This is a genomic window from Gallaecimonas kandeliae (assembly GCF_030450055.1).
Classification (GTDB): domain Bacteria; phylum Pseudomonadota; class Gammaproteobacteria; order Enterobacterales; family Gallaecimonadaceae; genus Gallaecimonas; species Gallaecimonas kandeliae.
The window spans coordinates 1,533,544-1,556,528 of sequence record NZ_CP118480.1 but is presented as its reverse complement, the minus strand read 5'-3'; the positions used below and the strand labels follow the sequence as shown (position 1 = coordinate 1,556,528).

The 22,985-nt window shown below is 62.4% G+C and carries 16 protein-coding genes; 6 read left to right on the top strand and 10 right to left on the bottom strand.

All coding sequences use genetic code 11. The annotated features are described in order from the left end of the window. Positions 1–12: 12 nt before the first annotated feature. Positions 13–657, bottom strand: a complete 645-nt coding sequence (locus PVT67_RS07515) for an MBL fold metallo-hydrolase (protein WP_301499288.1) — start codon at positions 655–657, stop codon at positions 13–15. Positions 658–720: 63 nt separating this feature from the next. After that, positions 721–1,125 carry a hypothetical protein gene (locus PVT67_RS07510; protein WP_301499287.1) on the bottom strand — a complete coding sequence of 135 codons (405 nt, stop codon included), beginning with the start codon at positions 1,123–1,125 and terminating at the stop codon, positions 721–723. Between the two features lie 146 nt (positions 1,126–1,271). Between PVT67_RS07510 and PVT67_RS07505 the strand changes: the two genes are divergently transcribed. Then, positions 1,272–2,486, top strand: a complete 1,215-nt coding sequence (locus PVT67_RS07505) for a diguanylate cyclase (RefSeq protein WP_301499286.1) — start codon at positions 1,272–1,274, stop codon at positions 2,484–2,486. Between the two features lie 43 nt (positions 2,487–2,529). On the opposite strand, the gene sucD is transcribed toward PVT67_RS07505, so the two are convergent. The 8 genes from sucD to sdhC form a co-directional block, all read right to left on the bottom strand. Then, positions 2,530–3,402, bottom strand: a complete 873-nt coding sequence (sucD, locus tag PVT67_RS07500) for a succinate--CoA ligase subunit alpha (RefSeq protein ID WP_301499285.1) — start codon at positions 3,400–3,402, stop codon at positions 2,530–2,532. Beyond that, positions 3,402–4,568, bottom strand: coding sequence for an ADP-forming succinate--CoA ligase subunit beta (gene sucC, locus PVT67_RS07495; protein ID WP_301499284.1), 1,167 nt, complete (start codon positions 4,566–4,568; stop codon positions 3,402–3,404). Before sucC ends, sucD begins: the two co-directional genes overlap by 1 nt. Positions 4,569–4,680: 112 nt before the next feature. After that, entirely contained in the window at positions 4,681–5,874 is a 1,194-nt protein-coding gene (gene odhB, locus PVT67_RS07490; protein ID WP_301499283.1) for a 2-oxoglutarate dehydrogenase complex dihydrolipoyllysine-residue succinyltransferase, read from the bottom strand. Between the two features lie 18 nt (positions 5,875–5,892). Next, complete coding sequence (locus tag PVT67_RS07485; protein WP_301499282.1) at positions 5,893–8,706, bottom strand: 2-oxoglutarate dehydrogenase E1 component; 2,814 nt, start codon at positions 8,704–8,706, stop codon at positions 5,893–5,895. A 156-nt stretch (positions 8,707–8,862) separates the two neighbouring features. Next, positions 8,863–9,570, bottom strand: a complete 708-nt coding sequence (locus PVT67_RS07480) for a succinate dehydrogenase iron-sulfur subunit (protein ID WP_301499281.1) — start codon at positions 9,568–9,570, stop codon at positions 8,863–8,865. Between the two features lie 10 nt (positions 9,571–9,580). Continuing rightward, positions 9,581–11,302, bottom strand: a complete 1,722-nt coding sequence (gene sdhA, locus PVT67_RS07475) for a succinate dehydrogenase flavoprotein subunit (protein ID WP_419181033.1) — start codon at positions 11,300–11,302, stop codon at positions 9,581–9,583. A gap of 57 nt (positions 11,303–11,359) precedes the next feature. Beyond that, positions 11,360–11,707 (bottom strand): succinate dehydrogenase, hydrophobic membrane anchor protein, encoded by a 348-nt coding sequence (gene sdhD, locus PVT67_RS07470; protein WP_301499279.1) that lies wholly within the window; start codon positions 11,705–11,707, stop codon positions 11,360–11,362. Next, positions 11,701–12,078, bottom strand: coding sequence for a succinate dehydrogenase cytochrome b556 subunit (gene sdhC / locus PVT67_RS07465; RefSeq protein ID WP_301499667.1), 378 nt, complete (start codon positions 12,076–12,078; stop codon positions 11,701–11,703). The genes sdhD and sdhC overlap by 7 nt, the downstream gene beginning before the upstream one ends. Positions 12,079–12,498: 420 nt before the next feature. On the opposite strand from sdhC, the gene PVT67_RS07460 reads away from it, so the two are divergent. The 5 genes from PVT67_RS07460 (at position 12,499) to PVT67_RS07440 (ending at position 22,895) form a co-directional block, all read left to right on the top strand. After that, the gene (locus PVT67_RS07460) at positions 12,499–13,779 is read left to right on the top strand and encodes a citrate synthase (protein ID WP_301499278.1); all 1,281 of its coding nucleotides are present in this window, start codon (positions 12,499–12,501) and stop codon (positions 13,777–13,779) included. 209 nt (positions 13,780–13,988) lie between these two features. Continuing rightward, the gene (locus PVT67_RS07455; RefSeq protein WP_301499277.1) at positions 13,989–15,536 is read left to right on the top strand and encodes a S10 family peptidase; all 1,548 of its coding nucleotides are present in this window, start codon (positions 13,989–13,991) and stop codon (positions 15,534–15,536) included. Between the two features lie 192 nt (positions 15,537–15,728). Continuing rightward, a complete protein-coding gene (locus PVT67_RS07450) occupies positions 15,729–16,763 on the top strand; it encodes an efflux RND transporter periplasmic adaptor subunit (RefSeq protein WP_301499276.1) in 1,035 nt (344 codons plus the stop codon). Next, positions 16,760–19,873 (top strand): efflux RND transporter permease subunit, encoded by a 3,114-nt coding sequence (locus PVT67_RS07445; protein WP_301499275.1) that lies wholly within the window; start codon positions 16,760–16,762, stop codon positions 19,871–19,873. Before PVT67_RS07450 ends, PVT67_RS07445 begins: the two co-directional genes overlap by 4 nt. Beyond that, positions 19,866–22,895, top strand: coding sequence for an efflux RND transporter permease subunit (locus tag PVT67_RS07440; protein ID WP_301499274.1), 3,030 nt, complete (start codon positions 19,866–19,868; stop codon positions 22,893–22,895). Before PVT67_RS07445 ends, PVT67_RS07440 begins: the two co-directional genes overlap by 8 nt. Positions 22,896–22,985: the final 90 nt, after the last annotated feature.

Genomic DNA, 22,985 nt, shown 5'->3' with positions numbered 1-22,985 from the left:
AAGGGTTTTTCCTTAACCAAAACGGTGATCGGCCACGAAGGGATTGGAGCGGCGCTCCTCCCCCAGGGTCGACATGGGGCCATGCCCCGGCACAAAGCGTACCTCATCCCCCAGGGGGAAGACGCGGCTTCGGATGGCTTCCAGCAGCTGCTGCTGGTTACCCATGGGAAAATCGGTGCGGCCTATGGAGCCCTTGAAAATCACGTCCCCCACCTGTGCCCACTGATGTTGGCGGTTGAAGAACACCAGGTGGCCAGGGGTATGGCCAGGGCAATGGAGCACCTCGAACTCGAGCTTGCCAAGGGGCAGCTTGTCGCCCTGGTCGAGATAACGGTCCGGCTTGAACAAGGTGGGCTCGGGGAAACCGAACATCCTGGCCTGATCGCCAAGGCGGCTCAGCCAGAAGTCGTCTTCCTTCTGGGGGCCTATGATGGGCAGGCCCAGGCTGGCCTTGAGATCGCCGGCGGCGCCCACGTGGTCGAGATGGCCGTGGGTCAGCCAGATGGCCTCGAGGTTCAGGCCAAGCGCTTTGGCCTTGACCAGGATCTTGTCGGGCTCGCCGCCTGGATCTATGACGGCCGCCGCCTTTGTCTCGCTGCACCACACCAGGGTGCAGTTCTGGGCAAAGGGGGTCACGGGGATAACGATGAATTCCATGGGCATGTCGGTTATCTGAGTCTCAGCAGCGATGTTAACCCATCAAAGGGCCAAGACAACGCCTCAACGCTCTGTTTCACCCTGGCAGGCCTTGAGCCTGGCAAGGACCTGATCGGCCCTGGCGGCCAACCAGACAGGCAGGGCGGCGTCCACATGCATGATCTCTCTGTCATAGAGGCGGCCCGGCCATTTGGCCTTGCCGGCTTCGGTCAGGCAAAGGCCTACAGAGGGGAACAGATGGTGATACACCAGTCCCAGGCTTTCGATATCGGACCAGGGCAGCGTCGCCTTGCTGAACCAGTGGTGCAAGGTCAGCCCCTTATCGTCGGCGCCCAGCCACATGCAGCGCTTGAACAGCGCCAGGGCGAAGATGGCCCCGAGGCCGGCAAAGATCCCCAGCACCCAGATCCCATAGCCCTGGCCCACCTGCCAACGCCAGCCCCCTATGACGGCCAAGATCAGGCACAAAAAGACCGCAGCAAATACAAGGGCTTTATTAGCAGATTGGCTATAGTGATTCATGGGTCCTCCAGGCATTTGGACGGCCACATCATACGATCTTGATGGTGACTTGTCTTTGGAGTACCGGTTCAGAAATGAACGGTCAAACGGGGATGATGGCTGAAACCTCTGTATCACAACATCAAATTAAGGGGCTGAATACCTTTACCTTGCACTTCCAGGGCCGTGAGGCTGGGCTGGAACGTGCCTTCAGGGAAGCCTATTTCCACAGCACCCTGAGCCAGGCCAGGGTGGCCATCTGCTTCGGTATCATCTACTTTTGCCTCTTCGCCGCGCTGGACCTGCTGGTGCTGCCGGACAAGCTGTTCGAGGCCTGGGTTTGCCGCTTCGGCATCTTCCTGCCGGCGGGGCTGTCGGTGCTGGCCTTTTCCTACCATCGCCATTTCATGCCCTTTTACCAGACGTCCCTGGCCATACTCTTGATCCTGGGGGGCGTCTGCGTCATCTACCTCGCCACCTTGACCAAAAAGCCCGACTCCTACCCCTACTACGCCGGCCTGCTGCTGGTGTTCATGGTCGGCTATGGCCTGGCCAAACTGCGCTTTTCGGTGGCCAGTTTCTGCTGCTGGTCACTGGTGCTGCTTTACGAAATCATGGAGTTCATTATCCACGAGGCAAGCTTCAACATGGTGGTGGCCAACCAGATCTTTTTCATGGGGGCCAACGTCGTCGGCATGATGATCTGCTACCACCAGGAAAAGAGTGCCCGCCAGGCCTTCCTGCTGCAGGCCAAACTGGCCGAGCAGAATGCCCTCTTGTTGTGCCACAACGAAAGCCTGGCCAAGCTCAGCAACCTGGACGGCCTCACCAAGGTCGCCAACCGCCGCCACTTCAACCACTTTATCCATCAGACCTGGCGCCATTGCCAGCAGCACAAGTTGCCCCTGTCCGTCATCATCTGCGACATCGACCACTTCAAACAGTACAACGACCACTACGGCCACCTGGCCGGGGACGACTGCTTGATCAAGGTGGCCAGGACCCTGGCCCAGAGCGTGCGCAAGGACGACAGCCTGGTGGCCCGCTATGGCGGCGAGGAGTTCGCCGTGGTGCTGCCCGGCGTCTACATGGAAGAAGCCCTGACCATCGCCGAACGGATCCGAAGCAATGTGGAGGAGCTGGCGGTCCCCCATCACCTATCACCGCCGGCGGTGGTGACCCTGAGCCTGGGAGTGGCCGCCGTCATCCCCAGCAAGACCCTGACCCAGCGGGAATTCCTCCAGAGTGCCGACAAGGCCCTCTACCAGGCCAAACAGGGCGGCCGCAACCAGGTGCAGGCGGGCCGGCTCTTCGCCGGCAAGCCATAAAAAAACCGCCCCGAGGGGCGGTTTTTTTCAAAGCAACCTTGGCTTACCAGCCGGTTACTTCGCGCAGCGCCTTGCCGATGTCGGCCAGGGAACGCACGGTTTTGACACCGGCGTCTTCCAGGGCGGCAAACTTCTCGTCGGCAGTGCCGGCACCGCCGGAGATGATGGCGCCAGCGTGGCCCATGCGCTTGCCCGGAGGAGCAGTTACACCGGCGATGTAGGAAACGACCGGCTTGGTGACGTTGGCCTTGATGAAGGCAGCGGCCTCTTCTTCAGCGGTACCGCCGATCTCGCCGATCATGACGATAGCTTCGGTCTGCGGATCGTTCTGGAACATCTCCAGGATGTCGATGAAGTTGGAGCCCGGGATCGGGTCGCCACCGATACCCACGCAAGAGGACTGGCCGAAACCTTCGTCAGTGGTCTGCTTGACCGCTTCGTAGGTCAGGGTGCCGGAGCGGGAAACGATGCCCACTTTGCCCTTCTTGTGGATGTGGCCAGGCATGATGCCGATCTTGCACTCGTCCGGCGTGATAACGCCGGGGCAGTTCGGGCCGATCATGCGTACGCCGGTTTCCTGCAGCTTGACCTTGACGTCCAGCATGTCCAGGGTCGGGATGCCTTCGGTGATGGTGACGATCAGCTCGATGCCGGCGTCGATGGCTTCCAGGATGGCGTCCTTACAGAAGGGAGCCGGAACGTAGATCACGGTAGCGGTAGCGCCAGTGGCCTGTACGGCTTCGCGAACGGTGTTGAACACCGGCAGGCCCAGGTGAGTGGTGCCGCCTTTGCCCGGGGACACGCCGCCAACCATCTGAGTGCCGTAGGCGATGGCTTGTTCGGAGTGGAAAGTACCTTGACCGCCGGTGAAACCCTGGCAGATCACTTTGGTGTCTTTGTTAATCAGGACGCTCATTATTTACCCTCCGCGGCTTTAACAACCTGCTGGGCAGCGTCAGTCAGGCTGGTGGCGGCGATGATGTTCAGACCGCTTTCGGCCAGTTTCTTGGCACCGAGTTCGGCGTTGTTACCTTCGAGGCGAACGACGACGGGGACTTTGACGCCCACTTCTTCAACGGCACCGATGATGCCTTCGGCGATCATGTCGCAGCGCACGATACCACCGAAGATGTTGACCAGAACGGCCTTAACGGCATCGTCGGACAGGATGATCTTGAAGGCTTCGGAGACGCGCTCTTTGGTAGCGCCGCCACCTACGTCCAGGAAGTTGGCGGGCTGGCCACCGTGCAGCTTGACGATGTCCATGGTACCCATGGCCAGGCCGGCGCCGTTAACCATACAGCCGATGTTGCCTTCCAGGGCAACGTAGTTCAGTTCCCACTGGGCAGCGCGGGCTTCACGGGCGTCGTCCTGGGACGGGTCGTGCATTTCGCGCAGCTTGGGCTGACGGTACATGGCGTTGGAGTCGATGTTGATCTTGCAGTCCAGGCAGTGCAGGTTGCCCTTGTCGGTGATGACCAGCGGGTTGATTTCCAGCAGGGCCAGGTCCAGATCGGTGAACAACTTGCCCAGACCCATGAAGATCTTGACGAACTGCTTGATCTGGTCGCCTTCGAGGCCCAGTTGGAAGGCCAGCTCGCGGCCTTGGTAAGGCTGGGGGCCGACCAGGGGATCCAGGGCAGCTTTGAAGATCTTCTCAGGGGTCTCGTGAGCGACGGTCTCGATCTCCATACCGCCTTCGGTGGAGGCCATGAACACGACGCGACGGCTGGAGCGGTCCAGAACGGCGCCCAGGTAGAGTTCCTTGGCGATGTCGGTGCAGGACTCGACCAGGATCTTGTTGACCGGCTGGCCTTTCTCGTCAGTTTGGAAAGTCACCAGGTTCTTGCCCAGCCAGTGCTCGGCGAACTCGCGAACTTTTTCTTTGGTGTCAACGACCTTCACACCGCCCGCTTTACCGCGACCACCGGCGTGTACCTGACATTTAACGACCCACTGGTTGCCGCCGATGGAGGAAGCAGCTTCTACAGCAGCTTGCGGATTGTCTACCGCGTGGCCTTCGGACACGGGCAGCCCGTATTCGGCAAGCAGTTGTTTTGCCTGATACTCGTGCAAGTTCATGATACTAGTCTCTTTGCGTGTTTGTGGCAGCTAGGGGCTACCATCCCAAAGGGACCCGCAGGTCCCTCAGTCCAGATTTCGGGGGGCCTGGGCCCCCCGTTTGCCTGAAAGCTTAAACGTCCAGCAGCAGACGCGCCGGATCTTCCAGCATTTCCTTGATGGTCACCAGGCAGCCTACGGACTCGCGACCGTCGACGATGCGGTGGTCATAGGACAGGGCCAGGTACATCATCGGCAGGATTTCCACCTGGCCGTTCACCGCCATGGGGCGATCCTTGATGGCATGCATGCCGAGGATGGCGCTCTGGGGCGGGTTGATGATGGGGGTGGACAGCAGGGAGCCGAAGACACCACCGTTGGTGATGGTGAAGTTGCCGCCGGTCATGTCTTCCATGGTCAGCTTGCCGTCACGGGCCTTGATGGCCAGGTCACGGATGGCCTTCTCGATGTCGGCCAGGCTCATCTGGTCGGCGTCGCGCAGCACGGGGGTGACCAGGCCCTTGGGGGTGGACACGGCGATGCTGATGTCGAAGTAGTTGTGGTAGACGATGTCGTCGCCGTCGATGGAGGCGTTGACGTCGGGGTAGCGCTTGAGGGCTTCAACCACGGCTTTGACGTAGAAGGACATGAAGCCCAGCTTGATGCCGTGCTTCTTCTCGAACAGCTCCTGGTATTGCTTACGCAGGTTCATGATCGGCTTCATGTTGACTTCGTTGAAGGTGGTCAACATGGCGGTGCTGTTCTTGGCGTCCAGCAGGCGCTTGGCAATGGTCTTGCGCAGGCGGGTCATGGGCACGCGCTTCTCGGAGCGATCAGCCATGGCAGCCGGAGCGGCAGCGGCAGCAGGAGCCGCCTTGGCGCCGGACTTCATGTAGTTGTCCACGTCTTCCTTGGTGATGCGGCCACCCACGCCGGTGCCTTTGATGCCGTCAGGGCTCAGGCCCTTCTCGGCCAGGGCGCGGCGCACTGAGGGGCTCAGGGCGTCGTTGGACTCGTCGGAAGCGGCGGCAGCAGGAGCAGCGGCTTCAGCCTTGGGCGCCTCGGCAGCGGCCGGAGCGGCGGCAACGGCGCCGGCCTTGAGGATGGCGATGATCTGCTCGCCGGTGACGGTGGCACCTTCTTCGAACAGGATCTCACCCATGACGCCGTCTTCCGGGGCCGGTACTTCCAGCACAACCTTGTCGGTCTCGATATCAACCAGGTTCTCGTCACGAGAAACGGCGTCGCCGGGCTTCTTGTGCCAAGTGGCGATAGTGGCGTCCGCCACAGATTCCGGCAGGACGGGTACCTTGATTTCGATGCTCATTCTGTTGTTCCTTTTGCCTTAATCTTTTACTTCGAGGTTGAGCGCATCTGCGACCAGCGCCTGCTGTTGTTTGGCATGCACAGAGGCATAACCCACGGCCGGTGCCGCTGACGCCTTGCGGCCGGCATAACCCAGGGTGGCACCCTTGGGCAGCGCGTCGCGGATGTCGTGCTGGATGAAATACCAGGCACCTTGGTTCTTGGGCTCTTCCTGGCACCAGGCAAAATCAGTGACGTGGCTGTACTGGGCCAGCACCTGCTGCACTTCTTTGACCGGGAAGGGATAGAGCTGCTCGACGCGCACCAGGGCGATGTCGTCGATCTCGTTCTTACGGCGGGCATCCAGCAGATCGTAGTAGACCTTACCGGCACAGAACACCACCTTCTTGACCTTCTTGGCGTCCAGGGCGTCAACTTCTGGGATGACGTTCTGGAAGCTGTCGGCGGCCAGCTCGTCCAGGCTGCTGACGGCCAGCGGGTGGCGCAGCAGGGACTTGGGCGACATCACGATCAGCGGGCGGCGTACCGGACGCACGACTTGGCGGCGCAGCATGTGGAACACCTGAGCCGGGGTGGAGGGTACGCAGACCTGCATGTTGTCGTCGGCGCACAGCTGCAGGAAGCGCTCCAGACGGGCGCTGGAGTGCTCGGGGCCCTGGCCTTCGTAGCCGTGGGGCAGCAGCATGGTCAGGCCGCACAGACGGCCCCACTTCTGCTCGCCGGAGCTCAGGAACTGGTCGATGACCACCTGGGCGCCGTTGACGAAGTCACCGAACTGGGCTTCCCAGATGAAGAGGCCCTTAGGCTCGGCAGAGCTGTAGCCGTACTCGAAAGCCAGTACCGCTTCTTCGGACAGCACCGAGTCGTAGATGTCCAGCACACCCTGCTCTGCCTTGAGGTGTTTCAGGGGCAGGTACTCGGCGGCGGTGGCCTGGTCGTGCACCACGGCGTGGCGGTGGAAGAAGGTGCCACGGCCCACGTCTTGCCCTGTGATGCGGACATGGTTGCCCTCTTCCAGCAGGGTGGCGTAGGCCAGGGTCTCGCCCATGCCCCAGTCCAGGGCCTTCTCGCCCTTGGCCATCAGTAGGCGGTCTTCGTAGATCTTGGCGACCTGGCGCTGCAGCTTCACCTCGGCCGGCATGGTGGCCAGGGTCTCGCCCAGCTCGGCCAGCTTGGTGGTGGCGACACCGGACTTGTAAGCGGCGTCGAATTCTTTGCCGAGGAAGGGAGTCCAGTCGGAGCTGTGCTCGGTCATGGGACGCCATTCGTCCACCACGCACTCACCCTTGTCGAGGGCGTCGCGGTAGCCATCGGACAGGGCCTTGGCTTCCTCGGCGCTGACGCTGCCTTCGCCTGCCAGGCGCTCGGCGTAGATGGCGCGCGGGGTCGGGTGGCTCTTGATCTTCTGGTACATCAAGGGCTGGGTGGCATTGGGCTCGTCGGCCTCGTTGTGGCCATGGCGGCGGTAGCACACCAGGTCGATGACCACGTCGCGCTTGAAGGTATTGCGGTAGTCGACGGCCAGCTGGGACACGAACACCACGGCTTCCGGATCGTCACCGTTCACGTGGAAGATCGGCGCCTGCACCATCTTGGCGATGTCGGTGCAGTACTGGGTGGAACGGGTGTCTTCCTGCTTGGAGGTAGTGAAGCCCACTTGGTTGTTGACCACGATACGGATGGTGCCACCGACGCCGTAGGCGCGGGTCTGAGACATGTTGAAAGTCTCGGCCACCACGCCCTGGCCGGCGATGGCGGAGTCGCCATGGACGGTGATGGGCAGCACCTTGGAGCCGTCCTTGTCACCGCGGCGGTCCATACGGGCACGTACTGAGCCCATGACCACGGGGTTGACGATCTCCAGGTGGGAGGGGTTGAAGGCCAGGGCCAGGTGCAGGTTGCCACCGGGGGTGGCGAAGTCGGAGCTGAAGCCCATGTGGTACTTCACGTCACCGCTGCCCAGGGATTCCTTGTGCTTACCGGCGAACTCGTCGAAGAGATCCTGGGGCTTCTTGCCCAGCACGTTGACCAGCATGTTCAGACGGCCGCGGTGGGCCATGCCGATAACGGATTCCTTGACACCCTGCTCGCCAGCGCGGCGCAGCATTTCCTTGACCATGGGGATCAAGGCGTCACCGCCTTCGAGGGAGAAGCGCTTGGCACCGGGGAACTTGGCGCCCAGGTATTTTTCCAGGCCTTCGGCGGCGGTCAGGCTGTTGAGGATGCGGGTCTTGTCTTCCTTGGAGAAGCTGCCCTTGCCGGCGACGGCTTCGAGGCGGGACTGGATCCAGCGCTTCTCTTCGGTGTTGACGATGTGCATGTACTCGGCGCCGATGGAACCGCAGTAGGTTTTCTTGAGCAGGTCGGCCAGCTCGCCCAGCTTCATGGTCTCATCTTTGACCGCCAGGGAACCGACGTGGAAATTCTTGTTGAAATCGCTGCTATCGAGGTTGTGGAAGGCGGGGTCGAGTTCGGCGACACGCTCTTGCTGCCACAGACCCAGGGGGTCGAGATTGGCGTGCTGGTGACCACGGAAACGATAGGCGTTGATGAGTTGCAGGACTTTGACCTGCTTGGCGTCGACACCGTCACCGGCTACCACGGCCCGGCGGGGCTGACTGGCCATGATCCGGAACTCTTCGCGGATCTGGCTGAAATTGGCTTCGGGAGAGCCGTCCTTGACCTTGGGAAGCTTGTCGAATTCTTGCTTCCACTCGTCGGGTACCGAACCCGGGTCTTCCAGGTAGCTCTCGTAGAGCTCCTCAATGTAGCTGGCGTTGCCGCCCGCAAAGGGGGACGAGTCCAGCCACGCCTGCATTGTGCCTTCGTGCATAGTGATCCCTTGAACCTCGCGTGATCGCAGTTGGGATTGGCTTTTTACAACAGCTGCCGAAACAGCCACGATTTTCAAAAAAATAGCCACCCCTCGGAAGAGGCGTGGCTATTCAATTAGCGCTCGGCGCGCATTCTACCTTGTTGCGGCACGAGACTAAACAGCTCGCTTCAACAGCATGGACTTGATGTGGCCGATTGCCTTGGTGGGGTTCAACCCTTTGGGACAGACGTTCACACAGTTCATGATGCCGTGGCAGCGGAAGACGCTGAAGGGATCTTCAAGATCGCTCAGGCGCTCTTCGGTCGCGGTGTCGCGGCTGTCAGCCAGCCAACGGTAGGCGGCCAGCAGGCCGGCGGGGCCGATGAACTTGTCCGGGTTCCACCAGAAGGACGGGCAGGAGGTGGAGCAGCAGGCACAGAGGATACACTCGTACAGGCCGTCCAACTTCTCACGCTCTTCCGGAGATTGCAGGAACTCACGGGCAGGGGGCTGCTTGGCGTCGTTGAGCAGGAAGGGCTTGACCTTTTCCCACTGGGTGTAGAACTGACCCATGTCCACGACCAGGTCACGAACCACCGGCAGGCCGGGCAGCGGGCGGATCACGGCTTTGTTGCCCAGGGCAGACAAAGGGGTGATACAGGCCAGGCCGTTCTTGCCGTTCATGTTGACACCGTCGGAGCCACAAACACCTTCGCGGCAGGAGCGACGGAAGGACAGGGTCGGATCCTGCTCCTTGAGCAGGATCAGGGCGTCCAGCACCATCATGTCGGAACCTTCGGCCACGTCCAGCTCGTAATCCTGCATGCGCGGCTTGGTGTCGATGTCCGGGTTGTAGCGGTATACAGAAAACTTAACTTTCATCCCGTACTCCTTAGTAGGTCCGCGCCTTGGGCTTGAACTTCTCCAGCTCTTCGTCGGTCAGCATGGTCGGAGTCCTGTTGACTTCGCGCTTGCTGATCTCGCCGGTGACGGTGTCGAAGAGGCTGTGGCACAGCCACTGCTCGTCGTCACGATCCGGGAAGTCGAAACGGCTGTGGGCGCCGCGGGATTCGGTACGGAAGTTGGCGGCAACAGCGGTCGCGTAGGCGGTTTCCACCAGGTTGTCCAGCTCCAGGCATTCGATGCGCTGGGTGTTGAACTCCTTGGAGGTATCGTCCAGGCGGGCGTTCTTGACGCGCTCGCGGATCTGCTTGAGCTCTTCCAGGCCTTCGGCCATGGCGGCGCCTTCACGGAACACGGAGAAGTTACGCTGCATGCAGTTCTGCAGATCTTTTTTGATCTGAACCGGGTCTTCGCCAGTCTTGTTGCTTTCCCAGCGGTTGTAGCGTTCCAGGGCCTTCTCGATGTCGGCGTCGGTGACGCTGACTTCGGGGATCTCGTCCAGGGCTTTGCCCAGGTGCATACCGGCAGCGCGGCCGAAGACCACGAGATCCAGCAGGGAGTTACCGCCCAGGCGGTTGGCACCGTGTACGGATACGCAGGCGATTTCGCCAACGGCGAACAGGCCTACGACTTCCTCTTCCTTGCCGTCGACCTTCTTGATGGCCTGGCCGTGCACGTTGGTGGGGATACCGCCCATCATGTAGTGACAGGTGGGGATAACGGGGATCGGCTCTTTGGAAGTGTCCACGTGGGCGAAGGTCTTGGCCAGCTCGCCAACGCCAGGCAGGCGGGCGTCCAGCACTTCTTTACCCAGGTGATCCAGCTTCAGCTTGATGTGCGGCCCGTATTGGGGGTGGTCGCAACCACGGCCTTCACGGATCTCGATCATCATGGAACGGGCCACAACGTCACGGGACGCGAGGTCCTTGGCGTTGGGGGCATAACGCTCCATGAAGCGCTCGCCGTTCTTGTTCAGCAGGTAACCGCCTTCACCACGGCAGCCTTCGGTGACCAGTACACCGGCACCGGCGATACCGGTGGGGTGGAACTGCCACATTTCCATGTCCTGCAACGGCACGCCGGCACGGGCAGCCATACCGACGCCGTCACCGGTGTTGATATGGGCGTTGGTGGTGGACTGGAAGATACGACCGGCACCGCCGGTGGCGAGGACCACGGCCTTGGACTTGAAGTAGACAACCTCACCGCTTTCGATGTCGATAGCGGTACAGCCGACCACGTGGCCTTCGGCGTTCTTGACCAGATCCAGCGCATACCACTCGGAGAAAACGGTGGTGTGGTTCTTCACGTTCTGCTGATACAGGGTGTGCAGCAGGGCGTGGCCGGTACGGTCGGCAGCAGCGGCGGTACGAGCGCCTTGCTCGCCGCCGAAGTTCTTGGACTGGCCGCCGAAAGGACGCTGGTAGATCTTGCCGTTGTCCAGACGGGAGAAAGGCAGGCCCATGTGCTCGAGCTCGAGGATGGCCTCGGGACCGGTGTTACACATGTACTCGATGGCGTCCTGGTCACCGATATAGTCGGAGCCCTTGACGGTGTCGTACATGTGCCACTTCCAGTTGTCCGGGTGGGTGTTGCCCAGCGCCACGGTGATACCGCCCTGGGCGGATACGGTGTGGGAACGGGTCGGGAACACCTTGGACAGCAGAGCGCAGCTCTTGCCTTCTTTGGAGATCTGCAGTGCGGCACGCATGCCGGCACCGCCAGCGCCGATCACTACAGCATCGAATTCATATGTTGGAATAGTCACTTACACACCCCACAGAATTACGAAACCGCTGATCACATAAGCCATGGCGGCGAGATTCAGCACAAACTGAAGCCCCATGCGCAGGCCGGTCGGTTTGACGTAGTCGGTCAGCACCTGCCAGAGGCCGATCCAGGCGTGAACCAGCAGGCTCACCAGGGTCAGCAGGGTAAAGACCTTGACGCCCAGGTGGCCGAAGAAGCCTTTCCAGGTGGCGAAAGTCAGATCGGGGGTGACAACAAGGAAGCCCACCAGGAAGAACACATAGAGTGTCATCACGATGGCGGAGGCGCGCACCAGGACGAAGTCGTGAACACCAGTGCGGCCGAAGGTGCCTGCGTTAGTTACCATAGCCACACTCCTGCGAGAACGGAAAGGATCAGGGTGATGACAATGGCCGCTTGAGCGGAGGCATTGCCGCTGGGCAATTCTTCCCAGTAACCCATGTCCATGATCAGATGACGAATACCGCCTACCAGATGGTACGCCAGTGCAGTCAGGATCCCCCAGACGATGAACTTGGCAAAAAAGCCGCTCATCATGGCTTTGACGGCGTCAAAGCCAGCTTCAGACGACAGGGACTCTGCCAGCATCCACAGCAGGATGGCTACGGCAAAGAACATGATGACGCCGGAAACGCGATGGAGGATGGACGCAATAGCGGTGATTGGAAAGCGGATGGTCTGCAATTCTAAATTGACAGGTCTTTGCTTTTTCACGATGTCTGCCCACTCGGCTCTTAATGAGCCTTTGTTGTTGTATCACCAGCTAAACCGGATGGAGGCGCCCTTGGGCTTCGCTGGTCACATTCTTGGAGAAAGAATGCTGAACTGGGTGACTGTAGGAAGTCAGACAGCATCGGCAAAGCCGGCAAGGCCAACCCGCGGCCAAGTATAATGATGCAACAGGGCAATTTCAACGACTTGAACCCGGTCACACTTTGCCCAACAGGGCGCATAAGGATGCAGTTTTGACTAGGCTTTCAACTCGGCTCCGCTGAGCCGCCGTCAGTTGCCGTTCAGCTGTTGTTTGGCTCCGCCTGTACATTCGTCAAATTGACAAATCGGACCATTTGCGAGTACAAAGGGCGGCTGTTTACGAGAGCATTCTCGAGAAATTAACGACCAAAGGAGACATGTTGTATGGCGGAAAAAATTGCCAAGCTACTGGTGGAAGGCAAGGATGCTATTGAATTGCCTATCCTTTCTGGCACCGCCGGCCAGGACGTAATCGACGTCCGGACTTTGGGCAAACACGGTCTTTTCACTTTTGACCCTGGCTTCCTGGCTACTGCATCCTGCGAATCGGCTATTACCTTCATTGACGGCGGCAAAGGCGTACTGCTGCACCGGGGCTACCCCATCGATCAGCTGGCCGAGAAAGCCGAATACCTGGAAGTGTGCTACATCCTGCTCTACGGCGAAGCCCCTAATAAAGAGCAATACGACGCCTTCCGCGACACCGTCAAGACCCACACCATGCTCAACGAGCAACTGCGCAACTTCTTCAAGGGCTTCCGCCCTGACGCGCACCCCATGGCCGTCATGTGTGGCGTCGTAGGCGCCCTGTCCGCCTTCTACCACGACTCCCTGGACATCAGCAATCCGCGCCATCGCGAGATCGCGGCCTTCCGCCTGCTGTCCAAGATGCCGACCATCGCCGCCATGTGCTACAAGCACAGCATCGGCCAGCCTTATATCTACCCCCGCAACGAACTGTCCTATGCAGAGAACTTCCTGCACATGATGTTCGCCACCCCCTGCGAGGACTATAAGGTCAACCCGATCCTGGCTGACGCCATGGACAAGATCTTCATCCTCCACGCCGACCACGAGCAGAACGCTTCTACTTCTACCGTGCGTCTGGCCGGCTCCTCCGGTGCCAACCCCTTCGCCTGTATCGCGGCCGGTATCGCCTCCCTGTGGGGCCCTGCCCACGGCGGCGCCAACGAAGCCTGCCTGCGCATGCTCGAAGAGATCGGCTCTGTTGACCGCATCCCCGAGTTCGTGGCCCGCGCCAAGGACAAGGACGATCCCTTCCGCCTCATGGGCTTCGGCCACAGGGTCTACAAGAACTTCGACCCCCGCGCCAAGGTCATGCGTGAGACCTGCCACCAGGTACTGAAGGAACTGAACATCCAGGATCCGCTGCTGGACGTGGCCATGGAGCTCGAGCGCATCGCCCTGTCCGATCAATACTTCATCGAGAAGAAGCTCTACCCCAACGTCGACTTCTACTCCGGTATTATCCTCAAGGCCATCGGCATCCCCACTTCCATGTTCACCGTGATCTTCGCCATGTCCCGCACCATCGGCTGGATCGCCCACTGGAACGAGATGCACTCCGACCCCACCGCCAAGATCGGTCGCCCCCGTCAGCTGTACGTGGGCCAGACCCAGCGCGACTTCGCTTCCAAGAAGTAAGGTCATGACATTGGAAAAAGGGCGGTTTTACCGCCCTTTTTTTCGCCCAAACGTTAGTCCCGCGCCTTGAAGCGCAATCCCGCCCGGTTTTATCCCCCGCCCTTAAGGCGCATCCTAAAGGTGATTGGTCTATCTTGCTGTTTTGTAAGAGGCCTAAGGCCCGACACTCAGCACAAGGCCCACATTCAACCACCGGAGACCGCCGTCTTATGCAAGCTGCCAAACACCTGTTGCTGCTGTGCCTGGCCGCAACGCCCCTGCTGCCGCTCCAGGCCGCCGAGAAAGCCCCCGACGCCAAGGAGCAGGCCACCAAACCGGCCGAACCCCAGGAAAAGGCGGTGTCCACAGATCACCGCATCCGCCTCGGCGACACCAATATCAATTACCAGGCAACGGCAGGCAACCTGCTGATCCGCAATAAAAAAGGCGACGCCGACGCCACCGTCTTCTACGTCGCCTATACGGTCAAGGGCGACAAGCCGCGGCCTGTGACCTTCCTCTATAACGGCGGCCCCGGTTCCGCCAGCCTCTGGCTGCACATGGGCTCCTTCGGCCCCGTCAAGGTGGACACCGCCAACGGCAAGCCCACCATGCCGCCGCCCTACAAGGTGTCGGCCAACCCCGAAAGCCTGCTGGACAAGACCGATCTGGTGTTCATCGACGCCATCGGCACCGGCTTCTCCCGCGGCCTGCCGGGCAAAGACGCCAAGGACAAAAAGGACGATCCCTCCAAGCCCTTCTGGGGCGTGGACCAGGACGTGGACGGCTTCGCCCGCTTCATCGAGCGCTATGTCACCGTCAACAAGCGCTGGAACTCGCCCAAGTTCCTGCTCGGCGAATCCTACGGCACCACCCGCTCCGGCGCCCTGGTCAACCGCCTCCAGGATGACGGCATGACCATGAACGGCGTCATACTGGTGTCCAGCATCCTCAACTACGGCGCCCTGATGCCGGGCCTGGACCGCAGCTACATCAGCGATCTGCCGACCTTTGCCGCCATCGCCTGGTACCAGAACAAGCTCCCCAACAAGCCTGCGGCCCTGGCTCCCTTCCTGAATGAAGTGCGCGCCTTCGCCAGCGGTGACTACGCCCACGCCCTGTCCCAGGGCCAGAACCTGGGCGACCAGGAGCGTGATGCCATCGCCGAGAAGCTGCACCAGTACACCGGCCTGTCCGTGGCCTACATCAAGGAAGCCAACCTCAAGGTGGACGCCAGCCGCTTCCGCAAGGAGCTGCTCCGTGACGAGCGCCGTACCGTGGGCCGCTTCGACGGCCGCTTCCTCGGCATCGACCAGGACGCCGCCGGTGAGACCCCGGACACCGACGCCTCCGACACCGCCATCAGCGGTGCCTTCATCGCCGCCTTCAACAACTACCTGGACCAGGATCTGAAATTCGAGAGCAAGACGCCCTACCGCATCTTCGCCGACCAGGCCATCCGGACTTGGGACTGGCACCACAAGGCCCCCAACGGCCACTGGCCCATGCCGATGCCGGCGGTCAACGGCGATCTCGCCAACGCCATGCGCACCAACCCCTACCTCAAGGTGTTCAGCGCCAACGGCTATTTCGATCTGGCCACCCCCTTCTTCGGCACCGAGTACGATCTGGCCCACATGGACCTGCCGGCCGAACTGAAGAAGAACCTGGAATTCGGCTACTACCCCTCTGGGCACATGATTTACCTCAACCCCGAGGCCATCAAGACGCTGCACCAGGACCTGGCCCATTTCTACGACCAGGCCACCCACTCCTGACCACAAGGGCCCCGCGGGGCCCTTTTCATTTGGTCAAAATCCTTAACCCGCTCTTAGCACTTTCGCCACCTGTTGGTGAAAATCACCAAGACCTCAAATAAAGAAGTAAATATCTATCTGAAAATAAAGGAAAAATAAAAGTGGCACGACCTTGGCTATAAAGGGGTATCCCATGCGTCAAGGAACCACGCCATGAACAGAACAGTGATCGCCGTTGCCCTCGCCACCCTGCTGGCCGCCTGCTCCAACGGTGAAGCCAAAGTCGATGAGAAGAAGAAGGAGGAAGCGGTGCTGGTGCCCGTTTCCGTCGCCGCCGTCAAGGTTGCCCCCATGGCCGCCCACTTCGAGAGCCACGGCGTCCTCACCGCCGAGCACGAGGCCAAGGTCGTGGCCCGGGTCTCCGGCCTGGTGGAATCCCTGGATATAGAGGAAGGGGACGACGTCAAGGCCGGCCAGGTGCTGGCCAGCGTCGAGCCGGACCGCTACCAGTTGGAGCGGGACCGCATCAACGCCCAAACCCAGTCCGTGGCCCAGGAGCTGGAAAGGACCCAGAACCTCTATGGCAAGAAGCTGGTCAGCGCCGACACCCTGGACAAGCTCAAGCTGCAGCTGGCCGCCCTCAAGGCGCAGCTGGGCATGGCCGAGTTGGATCTCAAGTACGCCACCGTTAAGGCCCCCATCAGCGGCACCATCTCCCGCCGCTACATCAAGACCGGCAACCTGGTGAACCCGGACCAGCCGCTGTTCGACATAGTGCAGCACCAGGATCTGCGCCTGGACGTGCCTGTGCCTGAGCAGTACCTGGCCGCCCTCAAGCAGGCCCAAGGCGCCAACTGCAGTTTTGCCGCCCTGCCCGGCAAGACCTTCAAGGCCCGGATCACCCGCCTGAGCCCTGTGGTGGATCCGACCACAGGCACGGCCCGCCTGACCCTGAACCTGCCCAACGGCGACGGCCAGCTGATGCCCGGCATGTTCGCCAATGTGCAGATCAGCTACGACCTGCACCCCAGCGCCCACCTGATACCGCGCCAGGCGCTGATCAACCAGAGCGGCGGCTACAAGGTGTTCGTGATCCAGGACGGCATCGCCAAGCTCAAGCCCGTAACCCTGGGTAACGGCGACCGCGACTGGGTGGAAGTCAAAGGCCTGGATGCCGGCGAACAGGTGGTGACCCTGGGCCAGCACCATCTCAAGGATGAAGCCAAAGTCGAGGTCATTGCAGGATGAACAGCCTGGTCGCTTTTTCGGTCCGCCGTCCTGTGACGGTGGCCATGATGACACTGGCGGTGTTGCTGTTCGGCATGGTGGCCCTGGGCAAGCTGGCGGTGACCCTGCTGCCGGACCTGTCCTACCCGACCCTGACCATCCGCACCGACTATGACGGCGCCGCCCCCCTGGAGGTGGAGACCCTGATCTCCAAGCCCATCGAGGAATCGGTGGGGGTGGTCAAGGGCCTCAAGAGCCTCAAGTCCTACTCGCGGCCCGGCCGCTCCGACGTGGTGCTGGAGTTCGAATGGGGCACCGACATGGACTGGGCCAGCCTGGAAGTGCGGGAAAAGCTGGATCTGGTGCTGCTGCCCCTTGACGTCAAGGCCCCCATCATCCTGCGCTATAACCCCAACCTGGATCCGGTGCTGCGCCTGGCCCTGTCGGCCAAGGACGCCGACCTCAAGGCGCTGCGCAGCTTCGCCGACGACGACCTCAAGCAGCGCCTGGAAGGCATTGACGGCGTAGCCAGCGTCCGCCCCGGCGGCGGCCTGGAGCAGGAAGTGCAGATCCTGGTGGACGACGTCAAGGCGGCCCGCCTGGGCCTGACCCTGGACGACATTTCCAAGCGCCTGGCCCAGGAGAACATCAACCTGGCCGGCGGCCGTATCGAAGACGGCGGCCGCGAGCTGCTGGTCCGCACCCTCAACCAGTACCCGGACTTGGCCACCATGGGCAATACCTGGGTGGCGGACGGGGTCCGGCTCAAGGACATCGCCACCATCCGTGACGGCCACAAGCAACGCGAGGCCATCAGCAGGGTTAACGGCACCGAGATGATCGAGCTGGCCGTCTACAAGGAAGGGGACGCCAACACCGTGGCCATGGCCAAGGCGGTCAAGGCCGCCCTGCCCCGCCTCAACAAGATGCTGCCCCCCGGCGCCAAGCTGACCTTGCTCTACGACCAGTCCAGCTTCATCGAACACGCCATCGACGAGGTGATGAGCTCGGCCTGGCTCGGCGGCCTCCTGGCCATGCTGGTGCTCTACCTTTTCCTTAGGGATTTCAAGGCCACCGCCATCATCTCCCTGGCGATACCTGTGTCGGTCATCGCCACCTTCAACCTGATGCTGTCCCAGACCGTCAGCCTCAACATCATGTCCCTCGGCGGCTTGGCCCTGGCCGTGGGCATGCTGGTGGACAACGCCATAGTGGTGCTGGAGAACATCGCCCGCTACCGCGCCCAGGGGCTGAGCCCCTTGGAAGCGGCCCACAAGGGCGGCGTGGAAGTGGCCGGCGCCATCACCGCCTCCACCCTCACCTCCCTGGCGGTGTTCGTACCCCTGGTCTTCGTCGAGGGCATCGCCGGCCAGCTGTTCCGCGACCAGGCCCTGACCGTCACCTTCGCGCTGTCGATATCCCTGCTGGTGGCCCTTAGCCTCATTCCCATGCTGGCGGCCCGCGGCAAGGCCGAACAGGCCCGTGTAGAAGCGGCCCCCCTGCGTCGCCGCGCCCTGCCGCTGATGTGGCTGCTGGCGGCCTGTTACTGGTGCTGGCACCAGCTTGGCCGTGGTTTTGGGCTACTGCTCAAACCCGCCGCCTGGCTCTTCGGCAAGGGCTTTGGCGGCCTGCAAGGCAGCTACCAGCGGCTGCTGCCCAAGGCCCTGGCCAGGCCCTGGACCACCCTCGGCATCATGGTGCTGGTGGTGGCCGCATCCGGGCTGCTGGCCACCCGCCTGCCCATGACGCTGCTGCCGAACCTGGCCCAGGGGGAATTCTTCCTGGACGTCACCCTGCCCCCCGGCTCCCGCCTCGAGGAAACCGATCAGGCGCTGGACCAGCTGGCCAAGGCCATCAACCAGGATCCCCGGATTGCCCACGCCTACAGCCAGGCCGGCGGCGCCCTGCTGGCCAACCAGGGGGCGGCGGACAACAGGCCCAACCAAGGCCGCCTCAACATAGTGCTCAAGCACGCCAGCGACGAGATGGCCGTGACCGAGGTGCTGCGCCAGGCGCTGAAGAACCAGCCCGGCGTCGAGGGCCAGTTCCAGCGCCCGGCCCTGTTCACCTTCGACCAGGACCTAGAGGTGGAGATCAGCGGCCATAACCTGGACAGCCTGGCGACCGCCTCCCGCCTGGTGGCGGCCGGTCTGGAAAGCCGCCCCCGCTTTACCGACATCAAGGCCGGCTCGGGCAGCGGCCAGCCGGAGCTGACCGTGGACTTCGACCAGGCCCGCCTGGCGAGCCTCGGTCTCACCGCCCCCCAGGTGGGCAAACGCATCGCCAACAAGGTGCGTGGCACCCTGGCCTCCCGTTACCAGCTGGACGACCGCAAGATCGACATGCTGGTGCGCCTGGACGACGCCCACCGCGACGAGATAGCGGATCTCGCCGGCCTCTGGATCACCCCCAACCTGCCGCTGTCCGCCGTGGCCAAGGTCAAGGAGCGGATGGGGCCCTCTGAAATCACCCGCGTCGACCAGTCCCGCGTGGCCCTGGTGGATGCCGCCATCGCCTTTGGCGACCTCAAGGGCGCCGAGGCCGACGCCAAGGCCATGCTGGCCTCCCTCAAGCTGCCGCCGGACGTGCGGGTAGAACTGGCCGGCCAGAGCGGCGAACGGGAAGCGGCCTTCGGCTCCCTGGAAGTGGCGCTGCTGGTGGCCATTTTCCTGGTCTACCTGGTGATGGCCTCCCAGTTCGAGTCCTTCATCCAGCCGCTGCTGATCCTGGTGACTGTGCCGCTCGCCGGTGCCGGCGCCGTGCTGGGGCTCTGGCTGACCGGCACACCGCTGTCGGTGGTGGTCTTCATCGGCCTCATCATGCTGGCCGGCATAGTCGTCAACAACGCCATAGTCCTCATCGACAGGGTCAACCAGCTGCGGGCCGAGGGCCAGCACCTGCTGGACGCCATCGCCGAGTCGGCCGAGAGCCGCCTGAGGCCCATCGTCATGACGACCTTGACCACGGTGCTGGGCCTGCTGCCCATGGCTCTCGGCCTGGGTGAAGGGGCCGAAGTGCGGGCCCCCATGGCCATCGCCGTCATGTCCGGCCTGGTGTTCGCCACCTTGCTGACGTTGGTGGTGCTGCCGGTGCTGCTGAAGCTGACCGGAAGGGAGGCCGCCCATGAATAACGCCGCCGCCCGCCTGGCAAGGGCCTCCCTCAAGCGCCCCGTCACGGTACTGATGCTGAGCCTGTCCATGCTGGTGATGGGGGTGCTGGCCTCGCGCTGGTTGCAGTTGGAGATGTGGCCCGGCATCGAGATCCCCGAGATAACGATCCAGGTCCCCTACGCCAACGCCACCCCCCAGGAGGTGGAGGACAACATCACCAGACCCATAGAGGAAGCCCTGGCCACCCTGTCCGGGGTCAAGGAGATGCGTTCCTGGTCCAACAGCGACGGCGCCAACGTCGATCTGCAGTTCGACTGGGCCACCAACGTCAACGCCAAGAGCATCGAGGCCAGGGAGAAGCTGGACAGCATCCGTGACCTGCTGCCGCGGGACGTGCAAAGGGTCTTCGTGTTCCAGTTCTCCACCAACGACATGCCGGTGCTGACGCTGCGCCTGTCCGGCAAGACCGACTTCTCCACCGCCTACATGATGCTGGAGCGGGAGCTCAAGCGGCCCCTGGAGCGCCTGCCCGGCGTCTCCAAGGTCAACCTCTACGGCGTCGACAAGCCACAGCTGAAAATCGACCTGAGGGCCGAGCAGCTGATCGCCATGGGGCTGAGCCCGGCCAAGGTGGCCGAGAAACTCCAGGCCGCCAACTTCCAGCTGGCCGCCGGCAACATCTACGGCGCCACCCAGCAGTGGCTGGTGCACCCCAACGGCACCTGGACGGATCCGGCCGAAGTTGGCCGCCTCTACCTGACCCCGGCCGTACAGCTCAAGGACGTGGCCAACATCAGCGTCGGCGAGCCCGAGCGCCGTGAAGGCCGCCACTTCGACCAGACCTACGCCGTGGGCCTGGACGTCTTCAAGGAATCCAGCGCCAACCTGGTGGACGTGGCCAGCGAAGTGCTGAAGGTGGTGGACGAGGCCAAGACCAACCCGGCCCTCTCCGGCGTGCGCCTCTTCGTGATGGAAAACCAGGCCGAATCGGTACAGGACTCCCTGCACGGCCTGATGCAGTCCGGCCTTATCGGCGCCGCCCTCTCGGCCCTGGTGCTGTTCGCCTTCCTGCGCCGCTTCGCCATGACCGCCGTGGTGGTGCTGTCGGTGCCCTTCGCCATCTGCCTGACCCTGGCGGCCATGTACTTCCTGGGGCTCAGCCTCAACATCCTCTCCATGATGGGGCTGATGCTGGCGGTGGGCATGCTGGTGGACAACGCCGTGGTGGTGGTGGAATCCATCGCCACCGAGCGGGCCAACGGCCTGGCCGGTGAAGAGGCGGTGACCCAGGGCGTCAACAGGGTGGCCCTGGCCATGGCCGCCGGTACCCTGACCACCGCCATCGTCTTCCTGCCCAACCTGTTCGGGGCCAAGGTCGATATCACCGTCTTCCTCAAACACGTGGCGGTGGCCATCTGTATCTCCCTGGCCGCCTCCCTGCTGCTGGCCATCACCCTGATCCCCCTGCTCACCAAGCGCTTCTCGGGCCGGGCCCCGGCCAGCCCCGCCACCCCCAAGCGCTACATGAAGGCCCTTGGCTGGGTGCTGCAAAGGCCCGTCCGCGCCTGGGTCGGCTTCATACTGCTGGCCGCCAGCACCGCCCTGCCGCTGAGCCAGTTGCCGTCCGACGACAACTTCGACGGCAACGACGAACGGCTTTTCATCTCCATGCCCCTACCCGGCGAATTCCCCCTGGCCATGGTGGAATCGGAGGTGACCAAGATGGAGACCTACCTCTATGCCCATAAAAAAGAGCTGGGCATCACAGGGGTCTATTCCTACTACGCCCCCAACGAGGCTACCCTCACCTTGCTGCTGAAAAAGCCGGCCGTGTTGCCGAGGGACGAGCTCAAGAAACGCCTGCGTGAACACTGGCCCAAGACGGCCCTGGCCCGGCCCCAGTTCGGCTTCTCCGACGGCAAGAACGGCGGCGTCCAACTGACCTTGCAGGGCCCCTCCAGCGAGCGGCTGCGCATCCTGGCCGAGTCCCTGGTGCCGCAACTGGCCACCATCAAGGGGCTCAAGGACGTACGCGCCGATCAGGACGCCCTGGCCAGGGAAATTCGCATCCACCCCGACAGCGATCGCGCCCGCCAGCTGGGGCTGACCGCCTCCGACATCGCCGATCAGGTGGGCCTCGCCCTGCGCGGCCAGCCGGCCAGGACGCTGCGCAACGACGACGGTGAGACCGACGTCAGCCTCTACAGCGACCACGGCGCCCGCTACAACCTGGCCATGCTGAAAAGGCTGCCGGTCGGTGAAGCGGGCGGCCAACTGGTGCGCCTGGAGCAGGTGGCCCAGATAGAGGAAAGCCCCCAGGTCGGCGCCATCCAGCGCTACAACCGCCAGACCACAGTCACCATAGGGGCCAACCTCGAGAAGCTGCCGTTGTCGGAGGCCAGGGAAAAGATCACGGAAATGATGGACCAGGTGGCCCTGCCCGCTGGCTACCGCTGGAGCCTGGACGGCCGCTTCAAGACCCAGGACGAAGGCCAACAGGTGATGGCCACCAATATGCTGCTGGCCCTGGCCATGATCTACCTGGTGATGGCGGCCCTGTTCGAGTCGGTGTTGATGCCGCTGGCCATCGTCACCGCCATCGGCTACTCCATGACCGGCGCCTTCTGGGCCTTCTGGCTGACCCAGACCCCCATGTCGGTGATGGGCATGATAGGCCTGCTGATCCTGATGGGCATAGTGGTCAACAACGGCATAGTGCTGGTGGACCGCATCAACCAGCTGCAAGGCACAGGCCCGCTGCAAGAGGTGATCCTCAAGGCCTGCGGCGAGCGCCTGAGGCCCATCCTGATGACGGTGGCCACTACCGTGCTGGGCCTGGTGCCCCTAGCGCTCGGCAGCACCCGAGTCGGCGGCGGCGGCCCCAGCTATGCCCCCATGGCCATCGCCATCATCGGCGGCCTGCTGCTCTCCACCCTGGTCAGCCTCTTCCTTGTGCCGCTCTGCTACCAGAGCCTGACCGGCCTCAAGCGCCGCTGGCGCCAGGTAAGCCTGGCCGCCAAACTGCGGCTGGGGCTGGCCTGAGCCGGTATGACAACCGTAGCTTTGTGACAACCTTCTAATTTTGGCCCCCAATGCCGGGGGCCTGTTTTTTGCAAAACAGTGGTTGGCTTC

What these genes read in the sequence shown, in the direction of transcription:
- PVT67_RS07450 (WP_301499276.1), top strand. Translation starts at nt 15,729, where the DNA reads ATGAACAGAACAGTGATCGCCGTTGCCCTCGCCACCCTGCTGGCCGCC.
- sdhA (WP_419181033.1), bottom strand. Translation starts at nt 11,302, where the DNA reads ATGCGTGCCGCACTGCAGATCTCCAAAGAAGGCAAGAGCTGCGCTCTG.
- PVT67_RS07445 (WP_301499275.1), top strand. Translation starts at nt 16,760, where the DNA reads ATGAACAGCCTGGTCGCTTTTTCGGTCCGCCGTCCTGTGACGGTGGCC.
- odhB (WP_301499283.1), bottom strand. Translation starts at nt 5,874, where the DNA reads ATGAGCATCGAAATCAAGGTACCCGTCCTGCCGGAATCTGTGGCGGAC.
- PVT67_RS07460 (WP_301499278.1), top strand. Translation starts at nt 12,499, where the DNA reads ATGGCGGAAAAAATTGCCAAGCTACTGGTGGAAGGCAAGGATGCTATT.
- sucC (WP_301499284.1), bottom strand. Translation starts at nt 4,568, where the DNA reads ATGAACTTGCACGAGTATCAGGCAAAACAACTGCTTGCCGAATACGGG.
- PVT67_RS07480 (WP_301499281.1), bottom strand. Translation starts at nt 9,570, where the DNA reads ATGAAAGTTAAGTTTTCTGTATACCGCTACAACCCGGACATCGACACC.
- sucD (WP_301499285.1), bottom strand. Translation starts at nt 3,402, where the DNA reads ATGAGCGTCCTGATTAACAAAGACACCAAAGTGATCTGCCAGGGTTTC.
- PVT67_RS07515 (WP_301499288.1), bottom strand. Translation starts at nt 657, where the DNA reads ATGGAATTCATCGTTATCCCCGTGACCCCCTTTGCCCAGAACTGCACC.
- PVT67_RS07505 (WP_301499286.1), top strand. Translation starts at nt 1,272, where the DNA reads ATGATGGCTGAAACCTCTGTATCACAACATCAAATTAAGGGGCTGAAT.
- PVT67_RS07485 (WP_301499282.1), bottom strand. Translation starts at nt 8,706, where the DNA reads ATGCACGAAGGCACAATGCAGGCGTGGCTGGACTCGTCCCCCTTTGCG.
- sdhD (WP_301499279.1), bottom strand. Translation starts at nt 11,707, where the DNA reads ATGGTAACTAACGCAGGCACCTTCGGCCGCACTGGTGTTCACGACTTC.
- PVT67_RS07455 (WP_301499277.1), top strand. Translation starts at nt 13,989, where the DNA reads ATGCAAGCTGCCAAACACCTGTTGCTGCTGTGCCTGGCCGCAACGCCC.
- PVT67_RS07440 (WP_301499274.1), top strand. Translation starts at nt 19,866, where the DNA reads ATGAATAACGCCGCCGCCCGCCTGGCAAGGGCCTCCCTCAAGCGCCCC.